Here is an 18,141-nt window from a genome sequence, read left to right on the forward strand (position 1 = left end):
CGGCTAGGGAGTTATATTGCGAAAAATTGGAATTTTTAGAAAAAATATGGGACAAATGGCATACAGGATGATATGATGGTTATTGAAAATGTTGAATTTACTTGAAGGGAGTCGAATGATGAAGAATAATAAAATCGAAGAATATGAGGTCAATTCTTCCACCATGTTCTTAAGGCCAATAAAGTATGGTTCTAAAATCTACACTGAAATCTATGAGACAGATGGACAATTTATCTCTCCATTCAAACCGTTGGAAATCATTAAAAAAAGCTGTGAGTTTTTTGGAATCAGCTATATAGAGAGGAAAGAAGGTACCAAGAGGCTAATTGGAGTATCAAAGAAGGTCCCCATCATCATAGATCCCCTGACATCAATCTACTTTTTTCCAACAGCATCCCCCACAGAACCGCATTGCATATGGATTTCCCACGATCATGTAAAAGGATATCAACAGCTTGAGGATCAATCCACATTGGTTACATTTGAAAATGACCTGTCTGTTTCCCTGCCGATATCATTAAGATCATTCGAATCTCAATCATTGAGAACCTCCATGCTAAGGGTCAGGTATATGCAGCGTGCTGAAAAAAGGGAAAATCAGATTTATTTAAGAAATCAAGAAAAGGCATCTGAAGCATCTGAAAGGAAGCAGTCCTACATTCTAAGGATTGAAAGGGAAAACAATCTTATTAAAAACAGGATGGACTGAATCTGGGGACAAGCGCATCCCGTTTCATTTGGACAGGTCTTCCTGCTTTTCATCCATTTTGGCTTGCCTGGACTGGAGAATCTTTAATGAACCGTTTATACAGATAGTAGCGAAGGAGTTCTTCTGATTTATTGCGCAGACGGGGATTGAAGTAATTATGATGCTCTTCATATCCTTTGTACAAAAACAGGTACATGGTGAACGTATCATCAGTGGTCAGCCGCTCGACTTTCATCTGCTGCTGCTTCATATGCCGCTTTACTGCAGCCAGATCCTTCTGAATGGCTTTCATTGTTTCTTCAATAAGTTCCATATAAGGCTTCTTCAGTTTGAAGGGGCTCTTTTCTATGATTGCTAAATCGCGGTTCAGCACAGTCAACACCATAGGAAGGTATATGGCCTGCTCAAATATATCTCTGTCGTCCTCTGGTATCCTGGTCATAAAATGACCTCCTCCTGCATCATTGAGTTTTAAAAGAACGTTTGTTCGTATTTTTATTTTAGCTGGTAGTAATGAAAATTTCAAGGCGGATTATCATTTTAGTTTCTCCATTTTTCTACAAAAGCATCGGGGAATTGCAAAAACGTGCAGGGAAATTATTTTGAGTGTCGAAATATTTTAAATAAGCCCAGAGTTTTAAAGAATCACATCGATGAAAGGTGGAGCTAAGATGGAAAGAAAAAATGGCATAACCCCGGAAGATCTTTATGAATTGAAATCAGCAGCAGACCCAAATGTCTCGCCGGACGGCACACGTTTATTGTATATACAGACCCACATTGACAAAGAGAAGAAAGAATATGTTTCGAACCTTTATCATCTCGATCTGCAAACAAAAGCAAGCCATCAATGGACGTACGGAAAAGACAGAGTTTCAACCCCCAGATGGTCGCCGGATGGGAAGAAGGCTGCCTTTGTTTCCAATCGGTCAGGCCTTAATCAGATCTATGTGATTCCTTTATCAGGCGGAGAAGCATTGCAAGTGACAAAATGTAAAAATGGAGCTTCCAATCCGGTTTGGTCCCCTTGCGGGAAAAAGCTTGCTTTCACGGTCTCGCTTGAGGAAAGCGAAACATTGGAACAAGAACCTTCAAAAGAGGAAGAGAAAAAGGAATTAAAGCCCCTGGAAGTCGAACGGATGAAATACAAATCCGATGCTCAAGGCTTTTTAAACGACCGTAAAAATTACATAGCTGTGGTCGACCTTGAAACATTTGAATTGAGACAATTGACTTCTGGCAGCCATGATACACAATTGCAGTCATGGTCCCCGGATGGAAAATATATCGCATATGCATGCGATGAAGCCGATGATAAGGATTTTTCCTTTCAAAATGATGTGTTTCTTTATGAAGTGGAGAGTGGGAAAGCAAATAAAGTGACGGAAGGCGAAGGGGTATATTGGCAGGCAACATGGTCGCCGGACGGTTCGTATTTAAGTTTTATCGGCCATTTGCAGGAATTCCGAAATGCCACGCATCCGAAAATCTGGCTGTACCATTTGAAAGAAGGAGAGCTGTTCTGCTTCTCTGAAGCATTTGATGCACCAATCGGGGATCTAATGGTCGGAGATTTCCATCAAGGTGCAGCAAGTCCCGGCGTTCAATGGACGGAAGATAATGAAGGGTTCTATTTCCTTGCAACGGATAACGGAAATACAGTGATCTATTATGGGAATGTATCCGGGGAGATATATCCTTCTGTAATTGAAAATCAGCACATCTATGGATTCTCCCTTGCACCGGGCAAACATCATGGAGTCGCTGCGATCAGCACTCCAACAATGCCAGGAGAGCTGTTTGCAGTATCACTCGATCAGGGTGGAGTTGAACAGTTGACCAATGTGAATGGCGGCGCATTGGCAAATAAAGAACTGGTCCAGGCTGAAGTGTTTGAATTTGAGGGGGCAGATGGCTGGAAGGTTCAAGGCTGGATCATGAAGCCGACAGGTTTTGAAGAGGGCAAAAAGTATCCAATGGTACTGGAAATCCACGGTGGTCCGCATGCGATGTACGGGAACACGTATATGAACGAGTTTCAGATTCTCGCTGCACAAGGATATGCTGTGTTATTTGTCAATCCGCGGGGAAGCCACGGCTATGGACAGGATTTTGTGGATGCAGTAAGAGGGGATTATGGGGGAAATGACTACAATGACATCATGCATGGGGTGGACCACGCATTAAAGACATTTGATTTTATTGATGAGAAAAGGCTTGGGGTCACAGGAGGAAGCTATGGCGGATTCATGACCAATTGGATCGTCGGCCATACAGACCGCTTCAAGGCAGCCGTGACCCAAAGATGCATCTCCAATTGGATCAGCTTCTATGGAGTAAGCGACATCGGCTATTATTTCTCTGAATGGCAAATTGGAGCAGATTTAAATGATATAGAGAAGTTGTGGAAACATTCGCCGATTGCCTATGTCAATCAAATCAAAACCCCGCTCTTGATCATACACAGCGAAAAAGATTACAGGTGTCCGATTGAACAGTCAGAACAGCTTTTCATTGCATTGAAGAGACAGAAAAAAGAAACGAAATTCATTCGATTCCCTGAATCCAACCACGAGCTCTCCAGGAGCGGTAAACCAGCCTTGAGAATGAAGAGGCTCGAATATATCAGGGATTGGTTCAAAGATTATTTATAAGATTGTCAGAAAAAGCTGGATGCTGTTCCAGCTTTTTTTGTTGAATCGGGATTGGTGCATAAAAGATATGATATACTTCAAACATAAGAACAAGTTTAAGCCTATTGAAAAAAGCCCCAATAAATAGACGAGGAAAAATAGTCGTTCAATAAACGGTGGACATTACATAATCATTGTAATATAAGGAGAAAAGAATGGAACTGCAAGCCTTGCGAGAGATGATCACGATTGATACTGTAATGGAATGGATCCAACACTACAAGGCCTTTGGACCGGCGGTGGGCATCTTGCTGCCGGTGATTGAGGCAGTCATTCCTTTTTTGCCATTGTTTTTACTTGTAATGGCAAATGCAAGCGCATTCGGGTTATGGTGGGGTTTTTTGTTTTCTTGGATTGGAGCGGTAGCAGGTTCTATGCTTGTGTTTTTCCTTTTCCGTTATTTTGGGAAAAAGAAGCTTTTTCATTTTTTTGAAAGGCATAAGCATGTGAAAAGGATGATGGAGTGGGTAGACAGGCATGGATTTGGACCATTGTTCCTTTTGCTGTGCTTCCCTTTCACTCCTTCAGCGCTTGTGAATATCGTCGCTGGCCTTTCTCACATTTCACCTGGAAAATACTTTTTCGTTTCAGCCGCAAGCAAAATGGTGATGATCTTTATGATCAGTTTCATAGGACATGACCCTGCTGCACTGGTTCAGGAACCAAAAAAGACCCTGTTCATTTTACTTTTTATCTTTGTCATGTGGATTGCAGGAAAACAGATTGAAAATAAACTCAGCATTAAAACTCAAAAAGTACGCGTTCGTGAATAAGCAAGTTTTGGAGGGATGCGCTGTGAATGATCAGTGGAGAAAAGAAGGGGTTGAATGGTTCAAGGCTTTTTGCATCGGTCTTTTGCTTTTTTTTATCATCCGTACATTTGTCTTTTCCAATTATGTAGTGGAAGGAAAATCAATGATGCCGACCCTGCAGGATGGCAATAAATTGGTGGTCAATAAAATCGGCTACGAGATCGGTGATTTTGACCGTTTTGATGTAATCGTCTTCCATGCAAATAAGGAAGAAGACTATGTGAAGAGAGTCATAGGGCTGCCGGGGGATTCCATTCAATATAAGAATGACATCTTATATATCAATGGGAAGCCGTATAAAGAACCTTATTTAGATAAATACAAATCAGAAATCATAGACGGCAAGCTTACAGGAGATTTCACACTGAAAGAAATAACAGACAAAGATAAAGTCCCTCCAGGCAAGATATTTGTACTTGGGGACAATAGACGGGACAGCTCGGACAGCCGCTACTTCGGATTTGTCGATCAAAGCCAGGTTGTGGGGAAAGTGGATTTAAGATACTGGCCATTAAAGAAATGGGATATTAATTTTTAAAAAACTGGCGGATAATAGCCAGTTTTTTTCTATTTAAGAACCTTGTATTGCTAAATTATGTTAAAATATTTTAAAAAGTCTGATTAAAAGAGGAGAAAAGGAATGGGCTCTTCGATGATCATTGTTGAAACCAAATTAATCCCACCCCTTGCCAGAGATAATTTCATAAGACGCCCTTCCCTATTCAAAAAGATGAAGGGGATGCGAAGCTGCCCCGCAACGCTGATTCATTCCGGAGCAGGCTATGGCAAGAGCACCGCACTCAGTCTCTTTTTGCACGATGTGGGAGCACCGTTTTGCTGGTATACAATAACAGCCGGGGACGACGATATCCTTCCGTTCATCACGTATCTTATCCATGCAATCAGGAGGAGCTATCCTCAATTCGGCACCGATCTTCTCAACAGCTTACAATCGATGGAAAAGTATTTCCGTGAAGAAGAGTTGGATTCCCTGACAGGAGCATTGATAAATGAGCTGTCTTTTCTAAAGGATAACCTTACCATCGTTCTTGATGACTTTCATTTGGTGGATCATTCCTTTTCTATCAACCAATGGATGGAGAATGTGATCGATCTCTTGCCAAGAGGCATCCATTTTGCAATTTCCAGCCGTATGAAACCGAAATGGAAGCTGTTATCCAAGTGGAAGCTCACAAAAAAGCTGCACGAAATCGATCAAAGGGATTTCGTCGTCAATCAAGAAGAAATCGATCTCCTCTTAAATGAATATTATGATGCTGCACTTAAAGAGGAAGAGATTGCAAGGATCTATGAATTCACAGAAGGATGGATCATTGCCCTCTCCATGATCGGTGAGCAGCTGGAGAGCGAGACTGGGAAAGCAGTCGTCCTTGAAGAAATCATTCAGGGACAGCATACGTCAATGGACGAACTATTCCATTATTTAGCGGAAGAGGTATTTTCCAAACAAACGTCCATGGTCCAGCATTTTTTGAAGCAGACATCGATCCTGGAAGAAATCAGCCCGGAAATCTGCGACGAAATCATCGGTTTGCCTGCATCCGATCTCATGCTGGAACAATTGTCCGAAAGAAATACGTTTATACATAAAGCAGCGGGACATCAATACCGCTTCCATGCATTATTCAAATCATTCTTAGAGAAGAAGTTAAAAGAGGAAAGTAAACAGATTTACGAGGAATTGCATAAAAAGAGTGCAGCCTTCTATTTAAGCAAAAACAATTGGGATTCGGCCATTTATCATTACGACAGGATTCAATTTCATATCGGCATCGCCAAAATCCTCGAAAAATGGGGGAAGAGCATGCTTCAAGCGGGGAAGCTGGAAGGGTTGTCAGATCAGCTCAAGCGTTTGCCTGCTGAAATAAAAAATGAGCATGTCATACTATGGCTTCATGAAGGGGATGTATTGAGGCACCGTTCTTACTACGAAAAAGCGGAAAGATGCTATCAGCATTTACTGGACATATGCCGGGATAAAAATGAATATTTTCTATGCAGCCAGGCCTATATGGGGATCGCAGCGATTTATCTTGATACGATTCAGCCGCTCAAGGCGGAGAGATATTTATTCGATGCCCTGACTATGCTTGAAAAGCTTCCTTCTCCAAGCATGTCTGAAAAGCAGAAAATCTATAAACTGATTACGGAAAACCTGGTGAACTCAGGGAACGCCGTCAAGGCAGAAAAATGGTATGAAAAACTGGAGTCGGAAAAATTATTGATTGAAGAAGGCAACCTTGATGCAAGAATGTATTTGCGGACAGGCAAGCTCAGTCAGGCTAAATCTCTCCTGATGCAAAGGAAGTCGGAAGAGAAAATACACCTTCCACAGTCCCACCGGGAGACAGATCTTCTATTTTCACTGATTGAAGCTTTTATCGGGAACGGGGAAGAAGCCAAAAGGCTTGCACAGAAAGGGATTGAACAAGGAATTCGCTATAAGACTCCATTTGTTGAAGCATGCGGATGGATCAGGATGGGGCATGCCGTCCAGCAGCTTGACCGCTATCATCCTGACCTGGCGGAAGAATGCTATATGACCGCACTCAAAATGATGGGGGAAATGAATGTTTCAAGGGGGAATGCTGAGCCGTATATGGGACTCTGCATTTTATATGGAAGGCAAGGTGCTCCGGAAAAAGCTTTGGAAGCAGGCAGAAGAGCGTTGTATGAAACAGAAAAAGTCCAGGATATGTGGCTGTCTTCATTGATTAAACTTTGTATGGGAATTTCTTATGTCTATTCAGGGAAATTGGAAGATGCCATGAAGGAAATCAGTGAAGCTAAGAAGGGTTCCCTCATATGCGGGGACCAATATGGTTTGATGGCAGAAGAATACTGGCTGGCAAGAATTGCATTGGATATGGGGGATGATGGTGCATTTGGACAGTTTATGAGTAAATTTCTGCAAGATGTCCAATTCGGGGAATATGAATTTTTCCTCAAAAACCATACAACGTTCGGCCCGAAAGACTTGCAGGCTCATATCCCTCTTCTCCTGAAAGCGAAAGAATTGGAAATCGATTCGGTTTATACCAGGAAATTATTAAAAGAAGCAGGCTATGATGAAATCGAATCCCATCCAGGCTATTCCCTAACTGTCGCGACATTGGGTGAATTCCATGTCCGCATGGGGGATCGGCTCATTGAAGATAAAGACTGGCAAAGGGAAAAGGCGAAAGAACTATTCCAATTTTTCATTATTCATAAAGGGGAATGGTGGAATAAAGAAGAACTGTGTGAAGAACTGTGGCCGGAAAATAGCAGCAAAAGTAATGATCGGGACTTTAAAGTGGCATTGAACGCATTGAATAACGCTTTGGAACCGAATCGGAAGCCGAGGGAGAAGCCATTTTTCGTGCAGCGGGTCAATAATGGATACGGACTGAACCCGAAAGCCATGATTGAAATTGACTGCATCCTCATGCAGCGCTGGATTCAGGAAGGATTGGATGAACATTCACCTGAGAAATCAGGAGCCTTATTAAAAAAGGGAATAAGTTTATACAATGGAGAGTTCCTTGCGGAGAAAAAAGGCTGCTCATGGTGTGAAGGCGAGAAAGAGAAATGGAAATTAATATTCTTACGAGGAGCAGAGAGGCTTGCGCAGATTGCCGTCCAGACGGAACAATATGACGAAGCAATCTCCTGGTGTGAAAAAATACTTGAGCAGGATTCTTCATGGGAAGAGGCCTACCGGCTGCTGATGTTCTGCTATTATCAAAAAAATAACAGGCCACAGGCATTGAAATGGTTCAATAAGTGTGTGAAAAAATTAAACGAAGAACTAGGCGTGGAGCCGATGGAAAGAACAAGGCAAATGTACGGTATGATTCTTGAAGCGAATTGAATGTGAAGTGACAAAAAACGTCCGGCTGGGGGCGTTTTTTTTGTTTCCGTCTTATGCTGGGAATCATGTTCTGCTGATCTCTGTAACCATTTTGTAACTCCTCTCTTTTATGATGATTTCAAAGCTTATGGCTTGATCATTTTAGGGATGAGGGGAAAGTGAAGGTATGAAGACTCGCAGTTTTACAGCTCTGATTATGATGCTTATTGCCGTGCTCCTGTTCACAAGTGCATGTTCGTCTGATGATGCATCGGGGGACGGTAAAAAGGAAAGCGGTTCAAAATCGAAGCAACCGATCAAGATTGGGGTATTGGCTTCTCTGTCTGGTGCACTTGAATCTTACGGCAAACAGACGAAGCAGGGCTTTGAACTTGGGCTTGATTATGCCACAGATGGAAAAATGGAGGTTGACGGCAGAAAAATCCAGGTAGTATATGAAGATACGGAAACCAAACCTGAAGTGGCTGTTCAAAAAGCGACAAAGCTTCTTGAAGAAGACAATGTCGACTTCTTGGTCGGATCATCAAGTTCAGGGGACACATTGGCTGTCCTGCCATTGGCGGAAGAATATGAAAAAGTCATGATCGTCGAGCCTGCTGTTGCAGACAGCATCACGGGCTCAGAATTCAATAAGTATATCTTCAGGACTGCAAGGAACTCTTCACAGGATGCAGTTGCAGGTGCAGCAGCGATTGCGAAGAAGGGCGTCAAGATTGCCACGCTTGCTCCAGACTACTCTTTTGGACGGGATGGAGTGGCCGCTTTCAAAGAAGCAGCTGAAAAGCTGGGTGCTGATGTCGTCCTGGAAGAATACGCTGATCCTGCCGCTACAGATTTCACATCGAATCTCCAAAAAATCATCGATGAGAAGCCGGATTATCTATTCGTCATTTGGGCAGGGGCGAATTCACCTTGGAACCAAATTGCCGATATGAAAATCCAGGAAAAAGGCATCAAGATTTCAACAGGCGCACCTGATATCGCAGCCCTTTCAACTATGGAGCCGCTTGTCGGAATGGAAGGATTCACAGTGTACTACAACGATCTTCCGAAAAATAAAATCAATGATTGGCTCGTTTCAGAACATAAGAAGCGCTACAACGGAGAGGTGCCGGATCTCTTTACACCGGGCGGCATGAGTGCAGCGATTGCCATTGTGGATGCATTGAAGAAGACAAAAGGGGATGCAGATGCGGATAAATTGATCAAAACAATGGAAGGAATGAGTTTTGAAACACCTAAAGGCAAGATGACCTTCCGTAAAGAGGACCACCAGGCATTGCAATCCATGTACGCTATCAAACTCGAGAAGAAAGACGGCGTGCCATATCCTGTTCCGGTATTGATCAGGGAGTTGACACCTGAAGAAACGGCTCCGCCGATCCGGAACTAATAATCTCTCATTTTTAAAAGGCAAGTGCCGGTGATTCCTCATCCTAAAGACAGGTGGAAAGGGATAACGGCACTTCTCTTCTTTATTTTGATAATAAAAGCAAGGCAGGTGGAGACATAAATGGGAACTATTTTAGAAACGAAAGATTTGACGATCCGATTCGGCGGACACACGGCTGTTGACGGTGTGAGCATCGCCATAGAGGAAAAACATTTCAAGGCGATTATCGGACCGAACGGGGCAGGGAAAACAACATTTTTCAACCTTTTAAGCGGACAGCTTTCACCAACAAAAGGAAGCATCAAGTTAAAAGGGGAAGATATCACTTCTCTTTCTCCGACAAAACGTACAAGAAAAGGAGTAGGCCGCTCTTTTCAAATTACGAATGTATTCCCAAATTTAACGGTGCTGGAAAATGTAAGATTGGCCGTTCAATCCAAAGCTGGCATCCGCTATCAGATGCTGCGGCATTTTAGCAGCTTTGATTCGGTGGTCAAAAAGGCAGAGGAGCATCTGAAGCTGGTACTCCTGGATAGTAAAGCAGATGCGTTGGCCAGCAATCTATCACATGGAGAAAAAAGGAAGCTTGAAATTGCCATGCTGCTTGCACTGGAAACAGAGATCCTTCTATTGGATGAACCGACAGCCGGGATGTCCGTGGAAGAAGTGCCGGCCATTGTGGAAGTCATCAAAAATATTAAACTGCGGGGAGAAAGGACCATAGTGTTGATCGAGCACAAAATGGATATGATCATGGAGCTCTCCGATTCTATCATGGTTCTTTTCAACGGTCAGCTGCTTGCTGACGGTCCACCGGATGAAATCGTCAAAAATGAGACCGTCCAATCCGCGTATTTAGGAGGGCTCTATAATGAGTTCACTGCTTGAAGTCAATCAAATTGAGACCTATATCGGACAATACCATATCTTGCAGGACGTTTCCTTCGAGGCCCAAAAAGGAGAAGTGACAGTCCTTTTAGGCAGAAATGGCGCCGGCAAGACCACCACACTAAGATCCATTATGGGGATGAACCCTGCATCCAAAGGGGAAATCAAGTACAAGGGAGTGGAAATAAGCAAACTGCCAACCTATAAAACATCCAATCTTGGGATAGGGTTTGTACCTGAAGATCAAGGGATATTCGGAGAGCTGACCGTGGAAGAGAATATAAAGGTGGCTATGAAAAATGTGGATGATGAGACAAACAGCCGTCTGGAATGGATCCTTTCCCTGTTCCCGGACTTAAAGAAGTTCTGGAAGAAGCCGGGAGGTCTCCTGAGCGGGGGGCAGAAGCAGATGCTGTCCATTGCAAGGGCATATGTCAATGAGAACGACCTCCTGCTTATTGATGAGCCAAGCAAAGGGCTTGCGCCGGTGATTGTGGAAAAAGTGATGGAATCCATTCAGGAGATGAAAAAGAAAACAACCATCATTTTGGTTGAGCAGAACTTTATCATGGCAAGCGCCATCGGGGATAAATTTTATATCATCGATGACGGCAGGACCGTTCACTCCGGAGAGATGAAATCATTGAAAGAAGATGAAGAATTGAAACGGAAATATTTAGGAATAGCTTAAGGAGGGAAGAGACCGTATGGAATTAATCATGAATTTATCCATCAATGGCCTGGCAACGGGGATGCTCATCTTTTTGCTTGCTGCAGGATTGACCTTGATATTCGGTTTGATGGATGTGCTGAACTTTGCCCATGGAGGATTGTTCGCATGGGGGGCATACAGCGGCGTTTGGGTATATTCGATGACAGGAAGTTTTGTTCTTGCGATCGGTGGAGCCATCCTTACAGGGTTGATACTCGGATTCATAACAGAAAAATTAATCATCCAGCCGGTTTACGGAAACCACATCCAGCAAATTCTGATTACGCTCGGGCTTATGCTAGTCCTTTCGGAGCTTCTGAAAGTAGTGTGGGGACCGAATCAGATTTCTGCAAAAACGCCAAGTTATCTTAGCGGAAGCTGGGAGCTTGGGGACGTCATCATCATTAAGTACCGTTTGTTTATCATCATCATGGGCTTACTGGTCTTTGGCATTGTTCAATTCATATTGAAAAAGACGAAGATCGGCCTTGTAGTCAGGGCGGGAGTCATCAATAAAGAGATGGTGGAAGCACTTGGGATCAACATTAAGAGAGTGTTTTTAGGAGTTTTTATGTGCGGCTCAGCCATGGCGGCACTCGGCGGGGTTCTTCTGGCTCCGTACTCCGGTGTGATTCATGCTGAAATGGGAATGGAGTTCGCAATCTTAGCATTCGTCGTTGTTGTAATCGGTGGAATGGGAAGTTTTCCGGGGTCCCTGTTCGCTGCGATGCTTGTTGGATTGGCTGGCTCATTCATGGCCTATTATGTCCCGGATTTATCTCTAGCCGTCAATATGCTGTTAATGGCGGTCGTATTGATTTTTAAACCAAAAGGCTTATTTGCGGTAAAGGGGTGAAGAAATGGGGAAACGATATCAACTTTCAACTTTAGTGATGATCATTGCAGGGATTGTCCTGCTTGCTGTTCCTTACATAAACGATTCAAGAAGTTTTCTCATTTTGATGACTCAAATTTTTATTTTTGCTGTTTTTGCCATGAGCTATGATATATTGATTGGCTTTACAGGAATTGTTTCGTTCGGGCATGCCATGTTTTTTGGCATCGGGGCTTATGCAACAGGCATCATCCTCGACAGATTCGAACCCACAGTCCCTACGCTGCTAGTATCAATTGCTGCAGGAATCTTGCTCGCTGCAGCAGTCAGTTTTATTGTGGGCCTCTTAACTTTGAGATTAAAAAGCCATTATTACGCAATGCTCACCCTGGCTTTTGCGGGTTTATTCCTGGTTGCAGCCGAAAAGTGGAGGACGTTGACAATGGGCAATGACGGATTTACCTTCCGCGTGCCTGATATCTTAAAAGATCGGATGGACTATTATTTCATTTGCTTGGTTGTCATGTTGATTGTGTATTTTTTGTTAAAAAGAATCACCCAGTCGCCATTCGGCAAAGTGATGGTCGCAATCAGGGAAAACGAACAGAGAGTGGAGTCGCTTGGATTTCAAGTTCTCTATTATAAAATCATTGCTAGCGTCATTGCAGGCGTCATCGCAAGCATTTCGGGCTCTCTGTATGTCCTGTCGCTTAGATTTGCCAATACGAGTGTTTTCTCAATGGATACAACCCTTGATGCGCTATTGATGACCATCATTGGCGGGGTTGGGACTCTTGTGGGACCGATGCTTGGGGCGGGATTGATCGAATTTGCCCATCATTGGCTGACCGAATTGGCAAAAGAGCATCCGATATTCGAGAGATGGCTGATTTTCTTCGGCATCCTCTACATCCTGGTGGTGATGTTCTTCCCGGCAGGTATCATCGGAACGATTCAAGGCTGGGGAAGGAAGCGGATCATACAAAGAAAATCCGTGAAAGAACAAAAAAGTGCTGCGGGATAATAAAGGAGGGTGAAAAATGAATATCGGCATTTTAAGTACAGGTATTTATCTTCCGGAAGAAAAGATGACAAGCAAGGAAATCTCAAAGAAAGCAGGAATTCCCCTGGAAGTAATCGAAGACAAAATGGGAATAAGAGCTAAAACGATTCCCGGGGTAGAAGATCATACGTGTGAAATGGGGGTGCGGGCCGCTAAAATCGCGATTGAGCGAGCCGGCATCGACCCAAAGGAAATCGATGTGGTCATTTATATTGGGGAAGAGTACAAAGAATATCCTTTATGGACGGCCGCGATTAAACTTCAGGAAGAAATCGGGGCGTACAGAGCATGGGCTTTTGACGCAGCTTTGAGATGCGGTACAGCACTCATGGGTCTGAAGCTGGCCAAGTCATTGATGATTGCAGACTCTTCCATCCAGACTGTTCTTTTGGCAGGGGGATATCGAAACGGCGATTTCATCGATTATAAAAATGAGCGCACCCGATTCATGTTCAACTTGGCCGCAGGCGGGGGAGCGATCATCCTGCAAAAAGGATTGAAAAAGAACCGTCTGCTTGAAACAGAAATTATTACGGACGGATCATTTTCGGAAGATGTCGTCGTCACGGCAGGGGGAACGAAGAATCCTGTCACAGCAGAGAATTTAAAAGAAGGGCTTTATAGACTGGATGTCTTGGATCCTGCAGGGATGAAAAAGCGACTTGAACAAAAATCAATGGATAACTTCTTAAAAGTGATAAGGGAGTCTCTGGCAAAGAGCGGTTATAAGGAAGAGGACGTGGGGTATGCAGCCATCCTTCATATGAAACGATCTGCTCACGAATACGTCCTTCGGGAATTGGGGCTGTCGAATGACCAATCTATCTATCTTGAAGACTATGGTCATATCGGACAGTTTGATCAAATCTTATCCCTGGAGCTTGCAGATCGGGAAGGAAAAATAAAAAACGGGGATATTGTGGTGCTGGTAAGTGCAGGAATAGGATATGCCTGGGCTGCGTCAACCATTCAATGGGGAAATTTTGAGTGAGGTGAAGAGGATGAAAACGAAGGAAATCCAGTTAAAAAAAGCAGGTCTGTCCAATGGGGAAGAGCTTGGATATGTGGAACGTGAGGGAACGGGAGAAAAAGTGCTTTTAATTCATGGGAATATGACTTCCTCCAAGCACTGGGATATTTTGATTGAAAGAATGAATTCCAATTATCATGTTGTGGCTGTGGATCTTAGGGGATTCGGCCATTCCACATATAATAGCAGGGTCCGGAGCATCAGTGATTTTTCTGATGATGTGAAATTATTCGTCGATGCCATCGGCTGGGAAGAATTTGCCGTGATCGGCTGGTCGACAGGAGGGGCGGTAGGGATGCAGTTCGCTGCCGATTATCCTGGATACTGCGAGAAGCTTATTTTATTGGCATCAGCCTCGACTAGGGGCTATCCTTTCTTCGGAACAAAACCGAGCGGCGAGCCTGATTTGGAAAATAGGCTGAAGACCATTGAAGGGGTGGAGGCAGACGCCGGAAAGACATTGGCGGTTCAGGGGGCATATGATCGAGGGGACAAAGCCTTTTTAAAAGCCATGTGGAATATGCTCATATATACACACCGACAGCCTTCAGAAGAACATTATGAAGAATATTTGGATGACATGCTGACACAGCGCAATCTTGCAGATGTCTATCAAAGTTTGAATCTATTTAATATCAGCCCAGTAAACAACGGATTGACAGATGGGACGGATCAAGCGAAGAGGATTGATATCCCGGTGCTTGTTTTAAGAGGCGACCGCGACTATGTAGTGAATGCACGGATGACAGAAGAAATCATGGAAGATCTGGGGACGAATGCAGTATTCAAAGAGTTGAAGGACTGCGGCCATTCACCGCTGATCGATGACTTGGATCAACTCATGCAGGAAATCCACGGATTTTTAGCGAAATAATAGGAGGAGAACAATGAGACTTCAAGGAAAAACAGCCATTATTACAGGTGGAGCCAATGGAATTGGATTGGCTGCAGCCAAACGTTTTGCAGAAGAAGGAGCAAAGGTAGCTATAGCGGATTTTGATGAAGCGACAGGTGCAGCAAGGGCAGCTGAATTAAACGAATCAGGACATGATGTTGAATTCTTTCAAGTGAATGTGGCCGACCGCAAAAGCATTGATGCCATGGTGGGCAAAGTGGCGGAAAGGTTCGGGAAAATTGACATCCTGATCAATAATGCGGGGATCACCCGCGACAGCATGCTCTCGAAAATGTCTGAAGAGGACTTCCAGCAAGTCATCGACGTAAACTTGACGGGAGTATTCCACTGCACCCAGGCAGTCCTGCCCCATTTAATTGAAAATGGCAAAGGTAAAATCATCAGCACTTCCTCTGTCAGCGGTGTCTATGGAAATATCGGACAGACCAATTACGCAGCTGCCAAAGCAGCCATCGTCGGGATGACGAAAACGTGGGCAAAGGAGCTTGGCAGAAAAGGAATTAACGTCAATGCCGTGGCCCCGGGCTTTACGGAAACGAATATGGTGGCAAAAGTACCGGATAAAGTTATCGATCAAATGAAAAGTATGGTGCCTCTCCAAAGACTTGGGAAACCTGAAGACATCGCGAATGCCTATCTTTTCCTGGCGAGCGATGAATCTGATTATATCAGTGGAACAGTCCTGCATGTTGATGGAGGCATCATGATGTAAAAGGAGATGGAATTATGCGAAATGTAGTCATCACATCTGCACTGAGGACACCAATTGGATCATTCGGAGGAGTGTTCAAGGACCTGCTTCCAACCGATTTGGCGGTCCCGGTCATGAAAGCAGCGGCAGAAGCAAGCGGGTTAGGGCCGGATGAAATCGATGAAGTGATTTTGGGCCACTGCATCCAACGGACAGATCAGCCAAATACTGCAAGGACAGCAGCCCTTTTGGCAGGATTCAGCGACGAAACAACGGGCTATACCATTCAGCGCCAATGTGCAAGCGGGATGCAGGCAGTCATTTCAGCTGCCATGCAGATCCAGACAGGCATGTCGGAAGTCGTGCTTGCCGGGGGAGTCGAAGCGATGAGCTCAAGTCCTTATGTTTTGAAACAATACCGCTGGGGGCAGCGCCTTCAGCATGGAGAAGTCCGCGATACGGTATGGGAAGCGCTTGAGGACCCGATCCACCATTTCATGATGGGGGAGACAGCTGAAAACCTGGCTGATATGCATGGCATCACCCGGGAAGAACAGGATGAATTGGCGTGCCTTTCACATCAACGGGCAGTGGAAGCAATGGAAAAAGGATATTTTGAATCGCAGATCGTCCCGGTTGCCGTTAAGAATCGCAAGGAAGAGCGCCTGATTGAGAAGGATGAAAATCCACGGGCAGGACTCTCATTGGAGAAGCTTTCAGGACTAAAGCCGGCATTCAGGAAGAATGGTACGGTCACAGCAGGGAATGCTTCAAGTCTGAATGATGGGGCAGCCGCTCTCATTTTGATGTCTGAGGAAGAAGCTGAACGGAGAGGCGCGCCGATCCTGGCACGCATTACAGGTTATTCCGTAGCAGGAGTAGACCCGAAAGTGATGGGGCGCGGACCTGTACCGGCAGTCCAAAAAGGCATAGGCAAAGTGAATTGGACCATTGATGAGGTCGACCTGTGGGAAATCAATGAAGCTTTTGCCGCACAATACCTGGCGGTAGAAAAAGAGCTTGGGTTGAATAGGGAAAAAGTGAATGTCAATGGAAGCGGAATCAGCTTGGGGCACCCTGTCGGATGCACCGGCGCACGCATCGTCGTCTCCCTGATTCATGAACTGAAAAGAAGAAATGGAAAAAAAGGCGTGGCCTCCCTCTGTGTTGGCGGAGGAATGGGTGCAACAGTCTTTTTGGAAGTTTGATAGAGAGAACCTCGGATCCGGTTTAGGGTCCGGGGTTTTTGAGTGGGTGTGGAATTGCTAGAAGATATTCAAAAGTTGCTAGAAGTTATTTGATAACTGCTAGAACTTTGCGAATTATTACTAGAAATTCAGTGGAAAATACTAGAACACCATGAAACTTTCTAAAATCTCTTACCTAAGAAGGAGATTTTTTCCTGATGATCGAAGTGTAACTATAGACTTTTTGAACTGGAGTGATTAAATGATAGTAAAAGAAAGACATTTCCCGAAAAAACTGCTAGCATTAGAAGCTCTTTTGAGGAGGCTTTCGCCATCGCATCCCTCGCAGACCTTCATAAAAGAAAACTACGCAAAAACCCTCGCAGGATATAAAGGCGAATGCGCCCTCGATTACCCTTTAAGTCAAATTGACAACAAAAACACCTTCATCTTACATGATATCCGCCTTCAAATTGATTCTCATTACTTTCAAATTGATACCCTTCTTATTACCCCGAACTTTATTCTCCTTCTAGAAGTTAAGAACATCGCTGGAGAAATCATCTTCGATTCGGAATTTGAACAGTTGATCCGGATTTATCAAGGTGTAAAAACGGCATTTCCTTATCCATTGAATCAAGTGAAAAGACACCAGAGGCTCCTAGCTCAATGGCTTTCATCAAACAAACTCCCCATTTGTCCAATCCTTTCGTTTGTAATCATCAGTAGTCCTTATACAATAATAGATGCCTCATCTGAAAGGAAGAGATTATCCACCATAATCATGCATCCACAATCTCTGCCTGAGAAAATTACAGGGATATATAAGCGTTATCCGAATCAGATGCTTCCCCAGAATGAAATGAAAAAAATCGTTAAACGAATCATAAAACAAAATGAGCCGATTGAACCAAAACTGATGGAGGACTATAAGTTGAACCGGGAAGATCTAATAACCGGGGTAATCTGTCCAGTATGCAGCTTTAGCCTTTTTAATAGAGTCCACGGGAATTGGCTGTGTCCCTCATGTGGACTAAAAGATAAGTTTGCACATAAGACCGCTTTAGCAGACTACGAGCTTTTATTTGGGAATACCATAAACAATGAAGAATTCAGGAAGTTTTTAAATCTTAGCTCCCCGTATACGGCAAATCGTTTGCTGCGAAGCATGAATTTATCAAATAAAGGGGTTTCTAGTGACAAAAGGTATTATCTCAATGAATAATGAAGTTGTTTGAAGCTTGTTTCTAGCAAAAAAGAAAGGACTTCTAGCGAAATTCATCTATGTTCTAGCAATTCAATATCAACTTCTAGCGAAATCCCCCTAACTTCTAGCAA

16 protein-coding genes are annotated in these 18,141 nt (G+C 43.9%); 15 read left to right on the forward strand and 1 reads right to left on the reverse strand.

The genetic code is table 11. The features are described from left to right. The first annotated feature begins 118 nt into the window (after positions 1-118). Positions 119-709, forward strand: a complete 591-nt coding sequence (locus ABTV07_RS06110; protein WP_433748755.1) for a competence protein ComK — start codon at positions 119-121, stop codon at positions 707-709. Positions 710-758: 49 nt separating this feature from the next. Here the strand turns inward: ABTV07_RS06110 and ABTV07_RS06115 are convergent, their stop codons facing one another. Beyond that, complete coding sequence (locus tag ABTV07_RS06115; protein ID WP_433748758.1) at positions 759-1,151, reverse strand: hypothetical protein; 393 nt, start codon at positions 1,149-1,151, stop codon at positions 759-761. Positions 1,152-1,380: 229 nt separating this feature from the next. Here ABTV07_RS06115 and ABTV07_RS06120 point away from each other — a divergent pair, with 229 nt between their 5' ends. From ABTV07_RS06120 to ABTV07_RS06185, 14 genes are all read left to right on the forward strand, one after another. Further along, positions 1,381-3,363, forward strand: a complete 1,983-nt coding sequence (locus tag ABTV07_RS06120; RefSeq protein WP_433748761.1) for a prolyl oligopeptidase family serine peptidase — start codon at positions 1,381-1,383, stop codon at positions 3,361-3,363. A 194-nt stretch (positions 3,364-3,557) separates the two neighbouring features. Continuing rightward, positions 3,558-4,175 carry a TVP38/TMEM64 family protein gene (locus ABTV07_RS06125; protein WP_433748763.1) on the forward strand — a complete coding sequence of 206 codons (618 nt, stop codon included), beginning with the start codon at positions 3,558-3,560 and terminating at the stop codon, positions 4,173-4,175. Between the two features lie 22 nt (positions 4,176-4,197). Beyond that, positions 4,198-4,752 (forward strand): signal peptidase I, encoded by a 555-nt coding sequence (lepB, locus tag ABTV07_RS06130; RefSeq protein WP_433748766.1) that lies wholly within the window; start codon positions 4,198-4,200, stop codon positions 4,750-4,752. 102 nt (positions 4,753-4,854) lie between these two features. Further along, on the forward strand, positions 4,855-8,088 hold the full coding sequence (locus ABTV07_RS06135) for a BTAD domain-containing putative transcriptional regulator (protein ID WP_433748768.1): 3,234 nt from the start codon (positions 4,855-4,857) through the stop codon (positions 8,086-8,088). A 166-nt stretch (positions 8,089-8,254) separates the two neighbouring features. Continuing rightward, on the forward strand, positions 8,255-9,481 hold the full coding sequence (locus tag ABTV07_RS06140; RefSeq protein WP_433748770.1) for a substrate-binding domain-containing protein: 1,227 nt from the start codon (positions 8,255-8,257) through the stop codon (positions 9,479-9,481). A gap of 120 nt (positions 9,482-9,601) precedes the next feature. Further along, positions 9,602-10,369 (forward strand): ABC transporter ATP-binding protein, encoded by a 768-nt coding sequence (locus ABTV07_RS06145; RefSeq protein WP_433748773.1) that lies wholly within the window; start codon positions 9,602-9,604, stop codon positions 10,367-10,369. Continuing rightward, complete coding sequence (locus ABTV07_RS06150; RefSeq protein ID WP_433748775.1) at positions 10,353-11,060, forward strand: ABC transporter ATP-binding protein; 708 nt, start codon at positions 10,353-10,355, stop codon at positions 11,058-11,060. The genes ABTV07_RS06145 and ABTV07_RS06150 overlap by 17 nt, the downstream gene beginning before the upstream one ends. Positions 11,061-11,076: 16 nt before the next feature. Then, positions 11,077-11,937: a branched-chain amino acid ABC transporter permease gene (locus ABTV07_RS06155; RefSeq protein ID WP_433748778.1), complete on the forward strand. Its 861-nt coding sequence runs from the start codon at positions 11,077-11,079 to the stop codon at positions 11,935-11,937. Positions 11,938-11,941: 4 nt separating this feature from the next. After that, on the forward strand, positions 11,942-12,940 hold the full coding sequence (locus tag ABTV07_RS06160) for a branched-chain amino acid ABC transporter permease (protein WP_433748781.1): 999 nt from the start codon (positions 11,942-11,944) through the stop codon (positions 12,938-12,940). A gap of 16 nt (positions 12,941-12,956) precedes the next feature. Further along, the gene (locus ABTV07_RS06165; protein ID WP_433748783.1) at positions 12,957-13,970 is read left to right on the forward strand and encodes a 3-oxoacyl-ACP synthase; all 1,014 of its coding nucleotides are present in this window, start codon (positions 12,957-12,959) and stop codon (positions 13,968-13,970) included. Positions 13,971-13,980: 10 nt separating this feature from the next. Beyond that, positions 13,981-14,883: an intracellular short-chain-length polyhydroxyalkanoate depolymerase gene (gene phaZ / locus ABTV07_RS06170; protein WP_433748786.1), complete on the forward strand. Its 903-nt coding sequence runs from the start codon at positions 13,981-13,983 to the stop codon at positions 14,881-14,883. Positions 14,884-14,896: 13 nt separating this feature from the next. After that, on the forward strand, positions 14,897-15,637 hold the full coding sequence (gene fabG, locus ABTV07_RS06175; protein ID WP_433748788.1) for a 3-oxoacyl-ACP reductase FabG: 741 nt from the start codon (positions 14,897-14,899) through the stop codon (positions 15,635-15,637). 14 nt (positions 15,638-15,651) lie between these two features. Next, positions 15,652-16,824 (forward strand): thiolase family protein, encoded by a 1,173-nt coding sequence (locus ABTV07_RS06180; RefSeq protein WP_433748791.1) that lies wholly within the window; start codon positions 15,652-15,654, stop codon positions 16,822-16,824. A 241-nt stretch (positions 16,825-17,065) separates the two neighbouring features. Then, complete coding sequence (locus ABTV07_RS06185) at positions 17,066-18,028, forward strand: nuclease-related domain-containing protein (RefSeq protein ID WP_433748794.1); 963 nt, start codon at positions 17,066-17,068, stop codon at positions 18,026-18,028. The last annotated feature ends 113 nt before the right edge of the window (positions 18,029-18,141 follow it).

It is taken from the genome of Falsibacillus pallidus, from assembly GCF_050990905.1.
GTDB classification, from domain to species: Bacteria; Bacillota; Bacilli; order Bacillales; family DSM-25281; genus Falsibacillus; species Falsibacillus pallidus_A.